At 45.2% G+C, this 15398-nt stretch carries 13 protein-coding genes; all 13 read left to right on the plus strand.

The features are described 5' to 3' along the window. Nucleotides 1–29 precede the first annotated feature (29 nt). The 13 genes from B0H50_RS04115 to B0H50_RS04175 all read left to right on the plus strand — a co-directional run bounded on the left by B0H50_RS04115 (nt 30) and on the right by B0H50_RS04175 (nt 15362). On the plus strand, nt 30–1445 hold the full coding sequence (locus B0H50_RS04115; RefSeq protein WP_106198064.1) for an LptF/LptG family permease: 1416 nt from the start codon (nt 30–32) through the stop codon (nt 1443–1445). Next, nucleotides 1442–2770 carry an LptF/LptG family permease gene (locus B0H50_RS04120; RefSeq protein ID WP_106197997.1) on the plus strand — a complete coding sequence of 443 codons (1329 nt, stop codon included), beginning with the start codon at nt 1442–1444 and terminating at the stop codon, nt 2768–2770. The genes B0H50_RS04115 and B0H50_RS04120 overlap by 4 nt, the downstream gene beginning before the upstream one ends. 16 nt (nt 2771–2786) lie before the next feature. Then, entirely contained in the window at nt 2787–4682 is a 1896-nt protein-coding gene (locus tag B0H50_RS04125; RefSeq protein WP_109587288.1) for a sensor domain-containing diguanylate cyclase, read from the plus strand. Further along, nucleotides 4666–6138: a sodium:solute symporter family transporter gene (locus B0H50_RS04130; RefSeq protein WP_106197995.1), complete on the plus strand. Its 1473-nt coding sequence runs from the start codon at nt 4666–4668 to the stop codon at nt 6136–6138. The genes B0H50_RS04125 and B0H50_RS04130 overlap by 17 nt, the downstream gene beginning before the upstream one ends. A gap of 12 nt (nt 6139–6150) precedes the next feature. Continuing rightward, nucleotides 6151–6654, plus strand: coding sequence for a tRNA adenosine(34) deaminase TadA (gene tadA, locus B0H50_RS04135; protein ID WP_233244499.1), 504 nt, complete (start codon nt 6151–6153; stop codon nt 6652–6654). A gap of 14 nt (nt 6655–6668) precedes the next feature. Beyond that, nucleotides 6669–7505, plus strand: a complete 837-nt coding sequence (locus B0H50_RS04140; RefSeq protein ID WP_109587289.1) for a hypothetical protein — start codon at nt 6669–6671, stop codon at nt 7503–7505. Then, nucleotides 7502–8203: a right-handed parallel beta-helix repeat-containing protein gene (locus tag B0H50_RS04145; protein ID WP_106197993.1), complete on the plus strand. Its 702-nt coding sequence runs from the start codon at nt 7502–7504 to the stop codon at nt 8201–8203. Before B0H50_RS04140 ends, B0H50_RS04145 begins: the two co-directional genes overlap by 4 nt. Before the next feature lie 8 nt (nt 8204–8211). After that, nucleotides 8212–9105 (plus strand): hypothetical protein, encoded by an 894-nt coding sequence (locus B0H50_RS04150; RefSeq protein ID WP_109587290.1) that lies wholly within the window; start codon nt 8212–8214, stop codon nt 9103–9105. A 2-nt stretch (nt 9106–9107) separates the two neighbouring features. After that, nucleotides 9108–10949 carry a hypothetical protein gene (locus B0H50_RS04155; RefSeq protein ID WP_146129133.1) on the plus strand — a complete coding sequence of 614 codons (1842 nt, stop codon included), beginning with the start codon at nt 9108–9110 and terminating at the stop codon, nt 10947–10949. A 3-nt stretch (nt 10950–10952) separates the two neighbouring features. Further along, nucleotides 10953–11594, plus strand: a complete 642-nt coding sequence (locus B0H50_RS04160; protein ID WP_106197990.1) for an OmpA family protein — start codon at nt 10953–10955, stop codon at nt 11592–11594. Continuing rightward, nucleotides 11591–12271, plus strand: a complete 681-nt coding sequence (locus B0H50_RS04165) for a hypothetical protein (RefSeq protein ID WP_106197989.1) — start codon at nt 11591–11593, stop codon at nt 12269–12271. Before B0H50_RS04160 ends, B0H50_RS04165 begins: the two co-directional genes overlap by 4 nt. A gap of 105 nt (nt 12272–12376) precedes the next feature. Beyond that, on the plus strand, nt 12377–14068 hold the full coding sequence (locus tag B0H50_RS04170) for an HD domain-containing phosphohydrolase (RefSeq protein ID WP_109587291.1): 1692 nt from the start codon (nt 12377–12379) through the stop codon (nt 14066–14068). 127 nt (nt 14069–14195) lie between these two features. Next, nucleotides 14196–15362 (plus strand): FprA family A-type flavoprotein, encoded by a 1167-nt coding sequence (locus B0H50_RS04175; protein ID WP_109587292.1) that lies wholly within the window; start codon nt 14196–14198, stop codon nt 15360–15362. The last annotated feature ends 36 nt before the right edge of the window (nt 15363–15398 follow it).

Here is a 15398-nt window from a genome sequence, read left to right on the forward strand (position 1 = left end):
AATTAGCAAAAAATGAGAATAGAAATTTTATGATTCTTGTACGGTATGTGCTGAAGGAACATATAGCGCCGTTTTTGCTCGCGCTGTTTGTCATCACATTCCTTTTTGTCGTTGATTTTTTGGTGACGATTCTCGATAATGTACTTTCGAAAGGACTTCCCATTTCAACGGTGCTTGAAATTTTTGCGCTGAATATTGCGTGGATGCTTTCGCTTTCTATTCCGATGGCGGTTCTTGTCGCGTGCTTGATGGCGTTTGGACGCCTTTCGGGGGACCAAGAAATTACAGCGATGAAAGCGGCGGGAGTTTCTCCGCTTGCGATGATGCGCCCGGTTTTACTCGTGGGCGTTCTCATTTCGGAACTTCTCATCTTATTTAATAATTGGATTCTTCCCGAAGCGAATCATAAATCGGTAGAACTCATGAGCGCTGTTTCGCGGAAAAAACCGCATGCGTTTATCGATGCCGGAAAATTGATTACGCAGTTTCCCGGCGTGCAACTTTGGGTCGATCGCATCGATCCTTCGACAGGAACTCTTTACGGAATTCAAATTTTTGAAACCGATGGAAAAGGCCCGCCTCGCGTCGTCATCGCAGACAGTGCGACAATGGATTACGCAGATCATGGAGCGACTTTAATGTTGCGTTTAAAAAGCGGAGAAAATCACATCGCCGACAAAGATGATCCCGCACAATATTTTCGCATTCGTTTTTCGTCCGAAGATTTCGCTGTGAAAAATGTCAACGATCGCTTGGAAAGACGAGATAGAAAACATCGAAGCGACCGTGAAATGCCGGTGAATATGATGCTCGACGTTATCCGCGAAGCAAAAAAAAATGAAGCGGCAATCGTCCAAGAATCGCACGAAACTTTATTCCCTGATTTAGTGCGTCTGCGGAAAGCTGCTCTCGGCGATTCCATTCTCCCGAAAGAAGGCGATTGGAAATTGACTCCGGATTCGCTCAAACATTTGCGGGCTCTGCGCGATGTTTCCATTTCCGAAAAGACTCGTTTGCGTTTAATTCGTCGGACGACAGAACGCGTGCTTAACGAACAAAAACGCCAAGCGCAATATTGGGTCGAAGTGCACAAAAAATTCAGCACCGGAGTCGCTTGTTTCATTTTTGTTTTAATCGGAGCGCCTCTCGGCATTATGGCGCGGAAAGGTGGCATCGGAACGGGAATTATTTACAGCATCGCATTTTTTGTGTTGTATTGGGTGTGCTTAATCGGCGGCGAAAATTTAGCGGACCGCTTAATCGTTTCTCCGATTCTTGCGATGTGGATTTCGAATGTGATTATCGGAAGTTGCGGCGTTCTCTTTATGTGGAAAATGTATCGCGACCGTTATTCGGGAACTTCTCCGCTTGGTCATGTGAAAAATTTCTTCCGCCGAATTTGGCAAAAATTGCAGCGTAAAAAATCGCAAGAGGTCTCGAAATGAAATTTTCGCGGTATCTTCTCGGCAATTTTTTGAAGATGTTTTTGCTCGTCCTTTTGGGCGCTGTTTTCATGTTCATCGTCATCGACTTCGTGGGAAATATTCGCACTTGGCTTGCCCGCGATGTGATGGATGCTCGCGGTTATTATTTGGCGTATTTGCCGTATATCATTTATTTGGTGAGTCCTGTGGCGCTTTTCATCGGCGTCGTCGCTTCGGTGGGAAATATGTCGCGGCATTTGGAAATGACTGCGATTCAGCAATCGGGACGCAGTCCTTTCCGCGCTCTCGTTCCCATCTTTTTTGCGGGCGCAGGGATGACTCTTTTCTCTTTTTATTTAGATGCAAAAGTTCTCCCCGATGCGAATCATGAGCGTTATAAAATTATGGAGCCCGCATCGCAGCAAAGACGCGACCCGCGAATAAAAGATAAGCGGGATTTCGTTTACATTTCGGGCGATAAAACGAGTTGGTTTATGCGCTCTTACGGCGGCACATCCAAAGTCGGGCGCGATGTCGTGCTACTCATTTACCGCGACGGTGAACTTTATGAACGCTTTGACGCAAGGCGTTTACGTTGGGTAGAACCCGAAACTTTAAAAGTGGAAGAAAAGAAAATTGGAGAATCGGTGGAACGGAAAAAAGCAAATCGCCGCGGAGAAATTATTCAAACGGCGGATGTTTCTGCGGATTCATTAACGCCATCGCAGGATTCTCTCGCCCAAAATTCGGCGGAAAATATTTCGCTTTTGCAGAAAATTTCTGCGTGGAAAAATCAAGCGCTCGCCTTCTTAAAATTAGCGCCGAAAGATTCTTCGGCTGCAGAAATTGCACCGGGTTATTGGCGCTTAGAAGAAGGTTATGATCGCACCTTTTTAAAAGATGGAACTGTGCAAATTCGTCATTTTGTGCGGGAAAGTTTAAAAGGCAAAACGACATTACTTCCCGAAGATTTTTTGGATGAGCGTCAACGCGGCGATGAAATGGATGCGAAAACAATTCTTCGAAAAATTGAAGTGCAAAAACGTTCGGGCGAAAACACGAATAAATTGGAAACCGCTTACTATTTCAAATTCTCTGGCTCGATGATGAATTTTATCGTTCTTCTTATCGGCGCAGCGCTTGCGCATCGATTTAGTCGGAATGGTGGGCTTTCTCAAAAATTCGGGGTTGGGATTTTGCTTGTGTTTAGCTATTATGTGGTTATTCGAATCGGCCTGAAGATGGGAGAAAACGGTGCGCTTTATCCAATGCTGGGTGCTTGGATTGGACATTTGATTTTTGCGATGGTGGCGGTGTGGATGCTTTACCGATCGTTCCGTCTTTAGCTGAAGTGGGTGGAATATGTCTGATATTTTATACGTCGTTTCTGGATTGCTTATCGGCCTTGCTTTTCAAGGCGGATTATTTCTTTTTGCAATTCCGTTTGCGCTTGTTTCGCTTGTGCTTGCGTGGTTAAATCGCCCGAGTTTAACGGCGGCAAAAAATCCGACGGCAACGGTTCCGATTTTGCGGGCAACGCGGACAACGGATGCGACGGCTGTTGGACGCATTCTTCGCCCTGCGATGACTCAAACCGATCCGATTATTTCTACGCGGGATATGGTCTCTGCCAATTCGACCGAAGACGAATCGTCTTTAGCCAAATTAAAAGGTAAAGAAATTTGGGAAAAATTAGATCAAGAATTGAGTTTAATTTATCGCCCGGTATTATCTGCGCTGCGCGCACTTTTGCCCAAGTCGCATTCTGTCGTTTTCTTTTTCCGCAATGTTGAAGGGCACTTTTTTTCGATTCGCCAATTTTCGTCGGCGGGAGAAAATGAAATTAACGATGATCCCACTTTTTATATTCCCGATGGCGCAGGAATTATTGGGCAGCTCGCAAACCGCGATGTGTCGCGCATTTTAGAAGGCGATTTGCCAAATGGAAAAAGTCTCGGTTATTATAAATCGGTGCCGCAAATTCATTCGGTGGCAGCGGTTCCGTGTTATCACGCCGAAAAACAATGTGTCGGCGCTTTGGTCGTCGATTCTTTAGAAACGAATGCGTTTAATTCTTCAATCATTTCGATTTTAGAAAGTTTCGCGTCGATGTTCTTTATGTTAACGCGGAAGAGTTGTTTGTCGGCGTTGAATTTTATCGAAAAAAATAAATACTACGAACTCGCAAAATATCAGCAGAATTTTTTCAAATCGAATTTGCTGAAAGATACTTACAAAGAAATTTTTGAATATGTCAATCAGAATTTCATTTCGGATCGCATGATGATTCTCGTTTACGATCATCCCGAAAGCGAAGAAGGAACGGTGGCATTTTGCCGCGGTGAAGATGAAAAAGTTTTTGAAGGAATGCGCTTCTCTTTTTCGGACAAAGGAATTTTCCAACTTGCGATGAATTCGCATGTTATGATGGAACGCAGTTTGCACGGGCGTGAATATGTTTATCGTTTGAAAGAAGGCGAACCGCGGAATCACGCATTGCAATATCTTTTTGTGCAGCCGAGTTCGATGACGATGCGCAATGTGGTGAAAAATGAACCGTCGGAATTTGCGATTTGCTTAGAACGTCGCGAAGACGTAAAGCTTGAACAAGTAGAAAAAGATTTGCTCCGCTTTATGGTGAACATCGCTTACTTTGCGTATCAGCGTGGCTCTCAAGTGGAGCGCGAACAATTTGAAATTTATCACGACGCTCTCACCGGACTTTTAAACCGCCGCACGATTGATGAACGCATTGTTGAACTCAACAAAGTGCATCAAGAAAAAGATGTCGGCGTGATGATGATGGACATCGACCACTTTAAGCATATCAATGACACTTACGGTCACCAAGCGGGCGATACCATTCTCAAAGGAATCGCTTCGCGAATCGCATCGGTTGCGGATAAAGATGATAATTTGCTTGCGCGTTACGGCGGCGAAGAATTTTTCGTTTCGATTCCTGGTGCCACTCAAGAAATTTTGACGGGAACTGCAGAAAAAATCCGCGAAGCGGTGGCGTCGGCTCCGTTTGATATTCATCAAGGCGCACCGATTGCAGTGACGGTAAGTATTGGCTGCTATTTAGCGACCAGAGAATTCCACGGCGAAATGAAACGTGCGGTGAGCTATGCCGATGCTGCACTTTATAACGCAAAAGAAACCGGAAGAAATCGCGTTGTTGAATATCAAGAACGCACCTTTGCAACAGATAAAGCGAAAGAAAATTTAGAAGGAACTTCAGATGTTCACAACTCTTGATTGGCTTGTTCTAGTTCTTTACATTCTCATCTCGGTAGGAATCGGGATCTGTGCTTCTCGTAAAAGCAATTGCGGATTTAGCGAATATATGCGCGGCGGCGGAGCGATGCCGTGGGTTGCAATCGGGATTAGTTTAATTGCGACATCGGTCAGCGCAACCACTTTCCTCGGAAATCCCGCAGAAAGTTATTCGGCGGATATGAGTTATCTCATGAACAATATCGGCGCGTTAATTGCGATTATCGTCGTCGGGTTCATTTTTATTCCGCGGATTCGCAGCGCAAAAATTTCAAGCGCATACGAACTTTTTGAAGTAAAATTTTCTTCGAAAGTGCGCCGCATTGCAGCTGTTTTTTATAGTCTGCATTTGCTTTTGCGCATGGGAATTTTGCTTTACGCGCCTTCTCTTGTTCTCGCTCCGATTTTAGGAATTGATATTCACGTGGCGATTCTTGTGACCGCTGTCGTCGCAACTCTTTACACATGGTACGGCGGATTTAAAGCGGTCATTTGGACGGATGTTTTGCAATTTGTCGTGCTCTTTGGCGGTGGCGTCATTGCGCTTTTCATTTTGGCCAAAGGCATCGGCGGATTTTCCGAAATGTTCCAGCTCGCTTCCGAAGCCGGCAAAACGAAATTTTTTGATGCGGCAAATTGGGATCCGGCGAATGCGCGCAATTTATTGTCTGCAGGCTTGGTTTATGCGGTCATCGAAATTTCAATTCGCGGTTGTGATCAGCAATTTGTGCAGCGTTATCTCAGCTGTGATTCGGTCAAATCGGCGAATGCATCGAGTGTGCTCAGCATGGTTCTCGGCATTTTCGTTTCGATTCTTTTCTTCTGGGTTGGCGCAGGTCTTTTTGTTTATTATCAAGTCAAAGGCGTTTCCATTCTCCCGGCAGAATGTCCCATCAATCAAGTTTTCCCGCATTTTATTGTGCATGTAATGCCCGCAGGCGCAACTGGACTTGTCGTCGCTGCCATTTACGCTGCGGCGATGAGCAGTCTTTCGAGTGCAATCAATGCGCTTGGCAATACGACGGTGAAAGATATTTTACTCGTGCGTTCGGAAAATGCGTCCGCGCTGGCGAAGGCAAAAAAGTGGACCGTTTTATGGGCGATTCTCAGTACGGTTTGCGCTTTCATCGCTGCCGATATGCAAAGTTCACTTTTGTCCAATGCGCTTTTCTTTACAGGACTTTTTACGGGTCCGCTTCTCGCCCTTTTCTTGCTCGCATTCTTTTCGCATAAATTAACTTCTCCTGCGGTGCTCGCTGGCGTTTTCTGCGGAATGGCTTCGATACTTCTCTTCAATCGCATTCCGATTATTCCTGCTTATGTGCCACCGTTTGGCGGTATGTTTAGCTTCTTTTGGAATCCCGCGATTTCTTGTGTGATGACAATTCTCATGGCGAATATTTTCCGTTTCATTTTCCCAAAACGGAACGCAAATTAAACGGAGATTTTAATGACCGATTCCGAAGATATCCGCTGGATGGATGCCGCAATTCGCGAAGCCGAAAAAGCTTATGATTTGGGAGAAGTTCCCATCGGTTGCGTTATCGTCAAAGATGGACGTTGCATTGCCCGCGGCTATAATCAAGTGGAAACTCTCAAAGATGCGACAGCGCATGCCGAAATTATCGCAATCGGAGCGGCTTCGTCGTCACTCGAAAATTGGCGGCTTTCGGGTGCTACACTTTATGTGACTTTGGAACCGTGCCCGATGTGTGCCGGCGCAATTTTAAATAGTCGCATTTCGCGGATTGTTTACGGTTCGCCCGATTCGCGTTTCGGCGGTTGCGGCAGCACAATTGAAGTCATTCAAAATAATGCATTGCATTTGAATGTGCAAGTCACAGGCGGCGTCAAAGCCGAAGAATGCCTCGGGCTTATCAAAGCTTTTTTCATGGAAATGCGCTTAAAGAAGGGCGATTCTGGAGCAAAGCCTCCAAAAGAAATGCTCTCATAAATTATTTTTATAGCATGATTCGTTTTGCGCTCTCGTTTCTTTTACTGCTTTATTCTTTTGCGCTTATCGCTTGCGATGAGAAAAAAATTTCTCTCGGCTTTAATACGCAAAATCCGACTTCCGAAGATTATGAATTGCAAAGTTCGCTTTGCATTCTTTTGAATGTGGCAGATTCTGCTGCGGAATCGCAATCGATGTCGGCGAATGTTAATGTGCGCGTGCATTCGGAACTTCTTTCGGCTTATGATGATGGCACGGGACGTTTCCTTTTACGCGTTGATTCGGCGTCGTATTCTTCGGACAATCGCTCTGTCGAAGAAGCGGATCACATTCAGCGTTATTTGCAGACGCAAGCTGTGCAATATAAAATGGGCGGCGACGGTGAAATGAGTTCTGTCCGCTTAGACGAAATGGTTGCGCTTCCCGATGTAGGCGATGTGGACATTCGTCGTGTATTTCTCAAAGTGCAGCCCGTACTTCCTGCTGGGAAAATCGCTGTGGGCGATTCGTGGGAACGGCAGCAAGTGATCGCTGACGAAAATGGAAAACAAAGCGTTGTTTATAAATGGTTTAAACTCGAAGAAGTTTTTGAACGCAGCGGCGTAAAACTCGCCAAATTAAAAATGAATGTGCGCTATAAACAGAACAGCGAAGACGATGCGCAAATTATGGAAAGCCCCGATTTTATTTTGGGCTCGGGCACAATTCTCTTTGACATCGACGCGGGAAAAGTTGTCGAAGGTGAACTTTTAATCGAAGGAAAAGTTCGCATCATCGAAAAGAAATTGGGCGATACGATTCCTGATTTACGCGTCCGCCAGAAAATCACGTTGAGGAGTCTTCGCGGATGAAAAAAATTTTGATTTTCTTTGCGCTTTTAAGCGCTAGCGTTTTTGCGGTGACGCCGTTTCCCTCCGTCAAACATCACAAAGTTTTTTTGCCTGCGATTTCTTCGCCGTATCTTTTGGAAACGAGTTTTGTTCTTGCAGAAAATGATACGTTAGAAATTGAACCCGGTGTTGAAGTTTTTTTTAGCGGCTACGCTAAATTGTATTTGCGCGGGACCGTTCGCATCGAAGGCTCTGTGCAAAAACCGATTGCATTTCTCAATGCGGATTCCGCAGAATCGTGGAATGGCATTTATTTATCGACGGGCGAAAATTATTTTCACGTAAAAAATTTGCGCATCGAAAATGCATTCCGCAATACGATTATTCGTTCGCAAGGATTATTTGAAAACGTTAAATTCGTGAATAATTACTACGGACTTTGGGTTGAAAATTCGCCGCATTTCGAACTCGTCGGCTGCGATTTTAAACGCAATCGTTTTGCGCTTTCGGTCGGCGTCGGCTCCGTGCGATTCCGCAACACAAAAATTCAAGAAAATGTTTTTGGACTTTATCTGTATAAAGGCACTTCTTTTGACGGCGATGCAAAATCGGTGGCGAATAATTTAGAAGCGGATATTCGTCGCGAATTGGATGAGCATACCGGAAAAAGCAGCCGCATTTCCAAAAGCGTTTGGCAAAGAATTGAAGCGGAATTTTGAGGTAAAGCGTGGACGAAAAATTTCGCAGAGCGATTCGACGGATGACGGGCACAAGCTTACTCGGCTTGGGCTTTCGTTTGGATCGTGCCTCGGAACTGGCAAATCTTTCGCAGTCGATGGATGTCCGCTGGTCTATTGCGCTTTACGAACATTTAGACGCTGCCGAATCCAATCCCGAAGAAATGATGGCGGGCAGCGAAATGATTTCGAATGGAACCGCTGCGTGGAAATTAGCTGCCGAAGATTTTCCGATTATCCTCGAAGAATATCGTCAAAAGTTTGAAGAATTTCGGGCAAAGTGGATGCAGCGTTTTGCGACAGAAGAAATCACGCGGATGCTTTCGCAAAATCAGTACATTATTCAAGATGATCACGGTTGGTATTTTTCCGTCACCGCAGAAAAACTTCGCAATCTTTATTTTTCGACGATTCACTTGATGGTGGGCGATGCGGAAAAACTCCTCGTCAATTTATCGGGTCGCGTAGAACACATGCAAGATAAACTTTCTCGTTTGTGGTATCGCGAAAGTGCCGTGGACGCCGCTTCAAAAATTTTACCGTCTTTAGAAGCTGCGCTGCGTTCTAGCGAATATGCGTTGACCGCTCGCTTGCGCGCTTCGCTTGCGAACATTTCGCGGACGCGTTTCATGGCAGAATTTAAACCGCCGCGCGAAAAGCCAAAGCATTTTCAAACCGCGCGTTCTTGCGCAAAAAATGTCGGCGCAAATAACGCTAACATCGCATACGAAAATGCCTTCCTCGCTTTTACCGATGACTTTTGCGATTACGCACAAGGAATCACGCTTTTCGTCGGCAAATGGTACCGCGACAAATGGCTTTTATATCTCCGCGGATTTTCTCGCGGGCAGTTGGATCTTTTTACTCATAAAAACATGGGATGAAAATGACAAAATCTCTTCGGATTTTAATGGTTTCGTTAATCGGCGCAGCAATTCTTGCGTTGGGAGCTTTTTACTTTGGCGCTCCGCTTTTTGGCTGGGTGATTATGGTGGCGATTTTCGTCATCTATTTGATGTCGGCGATGCAAATTTTTAGCAGCGTTCGTACAGCTGATGCAGAACGGAATCTGTTGAAAAAATCAGCGGAAGCTTGCGATGCGGGAAATGAAATTATCGCAGAAGAATTGCCTGCGGGAATTTTTCAAGACCGCGTGCAATTTTTGAAGCGCTTCGCGTCACGTCATATCGCACTTTCGGCTCAAGATTTGCCGATGTTAAAATCGATGTGGGCTTCGAAAGAAGAATTGCCGATTAAAAGTCATAGCGGCGTCGTGGTTTTGCTCGGTCTCATGGGAACATTTTTTGGCTTAATGCTTTCGATCAATGCGGCGGGCGGAGCAATTGATTCGAATGCAACTTCCGAAACGACTCTCGGCATTATTCAAAATATTTTTGCGAGCATGAAGGGAATTTTCGGCTCTTCGCTTTGCGGACTTTTTGCCGCGCTGATTTTAAATGCGATTTATGCGACCTATGAATCGGATCACGAAAAACTTATCGCCGAATTAGATGCGTTTACACTTTTCTATTTGATTCCGAAAACGGTATCCGAAAAAGATGAAGCCACCGTTGAAATTCGAAAACTCATCGATACGGTGAAAGCTTCGGATGCGGCGCGCGCTGCCGATTTCCGCGGAATGATCGAAGCTTCGAAATCTGCCGAAATTTCTCGGACAGAATCCCTCGCCCAAAGTATCGCGGGCTTGCAATCTGCCGAAGAAAAAACTTTGACGAATTTATCAAATGCTCAACAGCAAAATCTTTTGGAACTTCAAAAAATGTTTGCCGATGGCATTTTGAAAGCGGGCGAAAAAGCCGTCGCCGATTTGGAAAATGCGCAGAAAGTGGCACTCGATTCGATGCAAACTGCGGTGCAAAAACTCGCCGCGGATTTTGTGTCGGTGCAGAAAAATGCAGCCGAAGGCATTTCGGAATCCGGCAAGAATGCAACCGCAGAACTTCGCGATTCGCTTTCGCAAGTGACTGCAGGCCTTTCCGAAGAAATGCAAAAACTTTCGACGAGTGTGCGCTCTATCGAATCGGGCGTTGTCGAGGGACTCGAAAAAGAAATTTCAAATCTCTCGGCAAGTGTTGCGGATTCGATTTCGTTGCATTTGGATAAGCAAATTTCAAATTCGAGCGAACAGTGGAATGCGTTAATGGAATCGTTAAAAACGTCGACGGAACAAGTTGCCGCCGCAGAACAAAAAGGCTTGGAAGTTCTGCGCAGCGTTGCCGAAGAAGTGGCTTCGAAAGCGAACGATTCAACTGTCGGACTTTCGAATACGGTTACCGGCGAAATCGAAAATCTTTCGCAAAAGGTGCAGTCTTCGTTTGCAGAACTCGCCAAGTCTTCGGAACTTTTGGTTTCGTCGCAGCGTGAACTTATTGCGGGAATTGAAAATCGCGTCGTCAAAGAAAATGAATCGACGGAAGCGCTCGGCTCGGGAATTACCGAAGCCGCGAAACTCATGCGCGTCAATCAATCCGAATTTGCGGCGAACTTGGAAATGTTCGGCAAGGGAATTGAAGCCGTTCTCTCGAAACTTTCGGGCGATGTTCCGGAACGTGAAAATGAACAGAACTTTATGGATCAGCTGAATACCGCTTTGCAGTCCTTCCAAGAACGCTCGGGTGAAGTGCTTCTGGAAAATGCATTGAAGACGCAAGAAATTCTCCTTGAAATTCTTGACCAAGTGCAGAAAACTCCGAAGAAGGCTGAATAATTTATGAAGCGTCGTGAAGAAAATCACTGGCTCATTTTTACCGACTTAACCGCCGGTTTGCTTGCGCTTTTCATTCTCGCTTTTGTAGCGATGACGACGATGAAAGAAAAGAAAGCCGAAGCGCTGACGCGTACCGAACAAGAAGTCGTCAGCTGCCAAGAAGAAATGCGCCGCGTTGCCAAAGAAAGAAACGCTTTACTTTCGCAGAGTCTGCGCGCCCCGCTCGAAAAAGGAATCATCGCACTAGAAAACGGAAACATTCAAATTCAAGCATCGTTTTTGTTTCCGCGAAACGGTGCGGATTTGACAAGCGAAGGCGTGAACATTATTAAATCGATTGGCAAAGGATTGCAAGACGTTTTGGATACGGGCGATGCCATTATGGTTTCGGGTTTTACCGATGACACGCCGACCAATTCGCCGACTTATACGAACTGGAATCTTTCGACAGAACGCGCTGTCAATGTGGTGAAAACTTTGATCAATCAAGGATTCCCGCCAGAACGCGTTTTTGCCGCAGGCTTTGGCGAAAATCATCCGCGCGTCCCGAATACGAGTGAAAAAAATCGCAGTTTAAATCGCCGCGTTGAAATTGGCGTTACGCCGATTCGTCGTTCTAATTTAGCCGAGGTCGCTCCGGAATGAACGAAGCTTTAAACGCAGAATTTACCGCATTAAAAACCAAAGTAGACGAACTCCGCAAAAAGGATCGTCTGCCGTATTGGCGTCTTTCTTACGCAGAATTTTCCATCGTCCGCATCGAAGAATACATTACCGTAGGCGAAGAAGAGGAAGCGCACGAAATGATTTTGCGTTTAAACCGTTGGGTGGATTCTCACGAAAAAGAACTCGCTCGCACGGCGAAATCGGCGCCCGCAAAAGTTCCGCTTTGGAATGCTTCGACGATTGAACAAGAAATGGATGCGCTCCAAGCAAAACTCAACGCCAAAAATTATTTGATTCCTGTCGCCGAACGCATTTCGTTTTCCAAAAATATGGAGCAAGCGAAACAGAAACTCGCCGCCGGAAAATTTGACGCTGCTTATGCGGAATTATTCTCTTTGCGAACTCTTTTAATTTCGCGTTTACATCGCTCTTACCGCGCTCGCGCTGTGATGATTCTTTACAGCAAACACGCAACGGGATTTGGGCATTCGCTTTCGGGAGCGGTTGTCGGCCCCTATAACGCCGAGCACACTTTGGAAAATGCGCTTTCCCTCGTCGGTGAACGCGATGCGATTTGGGTCGAAGATTTCCTCGAACTTTACGATTCGATTTCAAAAATTACCGAAAAATTAGCGCCGAAAAAAGCAAAAAATTAAATCAAAATTTTTTAAGATAAGAAAATTGAAAAAATGCCAAAAAAATTTGCGATTTTTTGGAAAGATAATTATATTTGGCAAAAATTGTAAGGAAATAAAACTTAAATGACGAAAAAAGAAAAAGAATCTTATACCGAAGATCGCAAAGACCGAATTCAGTATATCGTAACGCTTGCGGTAACATTACTTGCGTTGATTTTCATCGTCGTTTATAGCTTTGGCTCCTTTTATAAATTAGCGAAAAGCGATGCGGTTGAAATTGGGGCGCGCGCCGTTTCCGAAGAATCCGAAAAGTTGAATAATTTCTTGCTCATGGGAATGGACGTTCTCCAAGTAACGGGATTAACGATCGATCACATGATGCAATCGGGAGAAACTCCGGAAAAAATTCTCGCGTATTTATTAAAAGAATCCGCAGAATATACCGCGCAAATCGATTCGAGTTTCACGGGAATTTACGGCGTTTTTAATGGCAAATATCTCGACGGAATCGGTTGGGAGCCAGAAGCAGGTTACGTTCCCGAAGAACGTCCGTGGTATACTGCGGCGAAAAAAGGAAATGGAAAACCGGTGATTGTGCCGCCGTATTTGGACGCGCAAACGCATAGCGTAATGATTTCGGTGAGTCAACTTCTTTCGGATAAGAAAAGCGTGGTTTCTCTTGACATTGTCATGGATGATATGCAAAGAATTGCGCAAGGAATTCGCTTAAACGGTCACGGCTACGGTTTCATCATCGATCAGTCCGGATTAATTGTCGCCCATTCCGATGAACGCGAAAAAGGGAAAAATTATTTGCAAGATAGCACGGTCAGCAGCGAACGAAAAGAATTGATTCAAAAAATTTTGCAGTCAAATGGAGAAACAATCGATACCGAAATCAATGGGAAAAATTGCCGCGTCTTCTCGAAGAAAGTGCAAGATGATTGGAGCGTTGTTATGGTCATCAACACCGAAGATTTATTGCACCGCGTCCAAATGAATTTATTCCGGAATATAATTCTTTCGCTTTTGATTTTCATCGTCGTCTTGTATTATTGCACTCTCAGTCACAGGAACCGCATTAAAGCAGCGCATTATGCGAATGAACTTCAAAAATCGCAGCAAACATTGGAAGCGCGAGTCGTTGAACAGACGAATAAAATCAAAGAGCAAACCGATCAAATTATGAACCTGCAAGAAAATGTCATCGAAGGTATGGCGACTCTCATCGAAAGCCGCGACGGCAACACAGGCGAACACGTCCGCAGCACGAAAAAGTACGTCGGCATGATTGCTTCGTATATGTTGGATCATCAGTTGCATCCCGAAGAAGTGAACGAAGAATTTGTACGTTCGCTGACGAATGCGGCGCCGCTTCACGATGTCGGCAAAATTATGATCGCCGATAACATTTTGAATAAACCCGGGCGCTTTACTCCCGAAGAATTTGAAGTGATGAAAACGCATTCCAAAGTCGGCGCAGAAATTGTGGAAAATATTCTCGCGGGCAGTGGCAACGAACGCTTGATCCAACTTTCTTGCGATGTCGCGCATTATCATCATGAAAAGTGGGACGGCTCGGGTTATCCCGAAGGATTAAAAGGAAACGAAATTCCGCTGAGCGCAAGAATTATGGCGGTCGCCGACGTTTTCGACGCTCTCGTTTCGAAGCGCGTTTACAAAGATGCGATGCCTCTCGACAAAGCATTCTCCATTTTAATTCAAGATTCCGGCAAACATTTTGATCCCGAAATTGTCGTGATTTTCTTAAATCTTCGCAAAAATGTCGAAAAATATTTGAAGCGTTCCGCTTAAAAAAATAAGGGAAATGCAGCGTTCATTTTCTGCGCAATTTTTTTGCGATTGCAGCAGAGTTTGTGCGCTTATTCCGAGACAATTCCTTTTATAATTTGTTAGTTTAGGGAAAAAAGGAAAAATAAAAATGAAAATTTCTGACTCGATCCGCTATGTGGGCGTTAACGAACATCAACTTGATTTGTTCGAAGGCATCTTTGATGTGCCGAACGGAATGGCTTACAATTCTTACGTCATCGTCGATGAAAAAATCGCCGTGATGGATAGCGTTGGCGAAGGCTTTGGCGAAGAATGGCTTTCAAAAATTCAAGAAGCGACCGGAGGCCGCAAGCCGGATTATCTCGTCGTGCATCACATGGAAATGGATCATTCGGCGAATATTCAGAAATTTTTGGAAGTGTATCCGGACGCAAAAATCGTCGCTTCGAAAATGGCTTTTGTCATGCTCAAAAGTTTATTTGGAAATGCGATCGGCGATATTACGGCAAAGCAAATCGTCGTCGCAGACGGCGCTACTTTAGAACTCGGAACGCATCAGTTGCAATTCATCGCAGCGTCCAATGTGCATTGGCCCGAAGTGATGTTCTCTTACGAGACCGCAGAAAAAGTTTTGTTTAGCGCGGATGCTTTTGGAAAATTCGGCGCGCTCGATGTCGAAGATTCCGAAGGTTGGGCTTGCGAAGCGAGACGTTATTATTTTGGAATCGTCGGTAAGTTTGGTGCGAATGTGCAGAACGTGTTCAAAAAATTAGAAGGCAAATCGATTGAAAAAATTTGCTCGTTGCACGGTCCGGTTTTGGACGCAGACATCGAAAAATATTTGAATTATTATCGGACATGGTCGAGCTATAGCGTCGAATCCGAAGGTATCGTCATCGCTTACACTTCGGTTTACGGCAACACGAAAAAGGCGGTAGAAAAACTCGCTGAAATTTTGAACGCAAAAGGCGCTAAAAAAGTCGTGGTCGTCGATCTTGCCCGCGACGATATTTACGAATGCGTCGAAGAAGCTTTCCGCTATGGTAAATTGGTTCTGGCAAGTACGACTTATAACGCAGGCGTTTTCCCGACGATGCGCGAATTCATCGAACTTTTGAACGAACGCAATTATCAGAATCGGACGATTGCGTTTATCGAAAACGGTGCGTGGGCACCCGCAGCAAATAAAGCGATGGAAAAATTATTAGAAGGCGCAAAGAGTATCACATTTGCATCGACAAAAGTCAGCATTAAAATTGCGATGACCGATGCCAATGTCGCTCAGTTAGAAGCTCTCGCTGCAGAACTTGTCTAATGAAAACGCGCCGCGAAGCGGCGCGTGCAGTCTCGT

It is taken from the genome of Hallerella porci (assembly GCF_003148885.1).
In the GTDB taxonomy this organism is placed as follows: Bacteria; Fibrobacterota; Fibrobacteria; order Fibrobacterales; family Fibrobacteraceae; genus Hallerella; species Hallerella porci.

Bases quoted from the DNA above. Each gene is read 5' to 3' on its own strand.
- B0H50_RS04160 (WP_106197990.1), top strand. From the start codon at position 10,953: ATGAAGCGTCGTGAAGAAAATCACTGGCTCATTTTTACCGACTTAACC.
- B0H50_RS04115 (WP_106198064.1), top strand. From the start codon at position 30: ATGATTCTTGTACGGTATGTGCTGAAGGAACATATAGCGCCGTTTTTG.
- B0H50_RS04130 (WP_106197995.1), top strand. From the start codon at position 4,666: ATGTTCACAACTCTTGATTGGCTTGTTCTAGTTCTTTACATTCTCATC.
- B0H50_RS04165 (WP_106197989.1), top strand. From the start codon at position 11,591: ATGAACGAAGCTTTAAACGCAGAATTTACCGCATTAAAAACCAAAGTA.
- B0H50_RS04140 (WP_109587289.1), top strand. From the start codon at position 6,669: ATGATTCGTTTTGCGCTCTCGTTTCTTTTACTGCTTTATTCTTTTGCG.
- B0H50_RS04145 (WP_106197993.1), top strand. From the start codon at position 7,502: ATGAAAAAAATTTTGATTTTCTTTGCGCTTTTAAGCGCTAGCGTTTTT.
- B0H50_RS04170 (WP_109587291.1), top strand. From the start codon at position 12,377: ATGACGAAAAAAGAAAAAGAATCTTATACCGAAGATCGCAAAGACCGA.
- B0H50_RS04120 (WP_106197997.1), top strand. From the start codon at position 1,442: ATGAAATTTTCGCGGTATCTTCTCGGCAATTTTTTGAAGATGTTTTTG.
- B0H50_RS04155 (WP_146129133.1), top strand. From the start codon at position 9,108: ATGACAAAATCTCTTCGGATTTTAATGGTTTCGTTAATCGGCGCAGCA.
- B0H50_RS04175 (WP_109587292.1), top strand. From the start codon at position 14,196: ATGAAAATTTCTGACTCGATCCGCTATGTGGGCGTTAACGAACATCAA.
- tadA (WP_233244499.1), top strand. From the start codon at position 6,151: ATGACCGATTCCGAAGATATCCGCTGGATGGATGCCGCAATTCGCGAA.
- B0H50_RS04125 (WP_109587288.1), top strand. From the start codon at position 2,787: ATGTCTGATATTTTATACGTCGTTTCTGGATTGCTTATCGGCCTTGCT.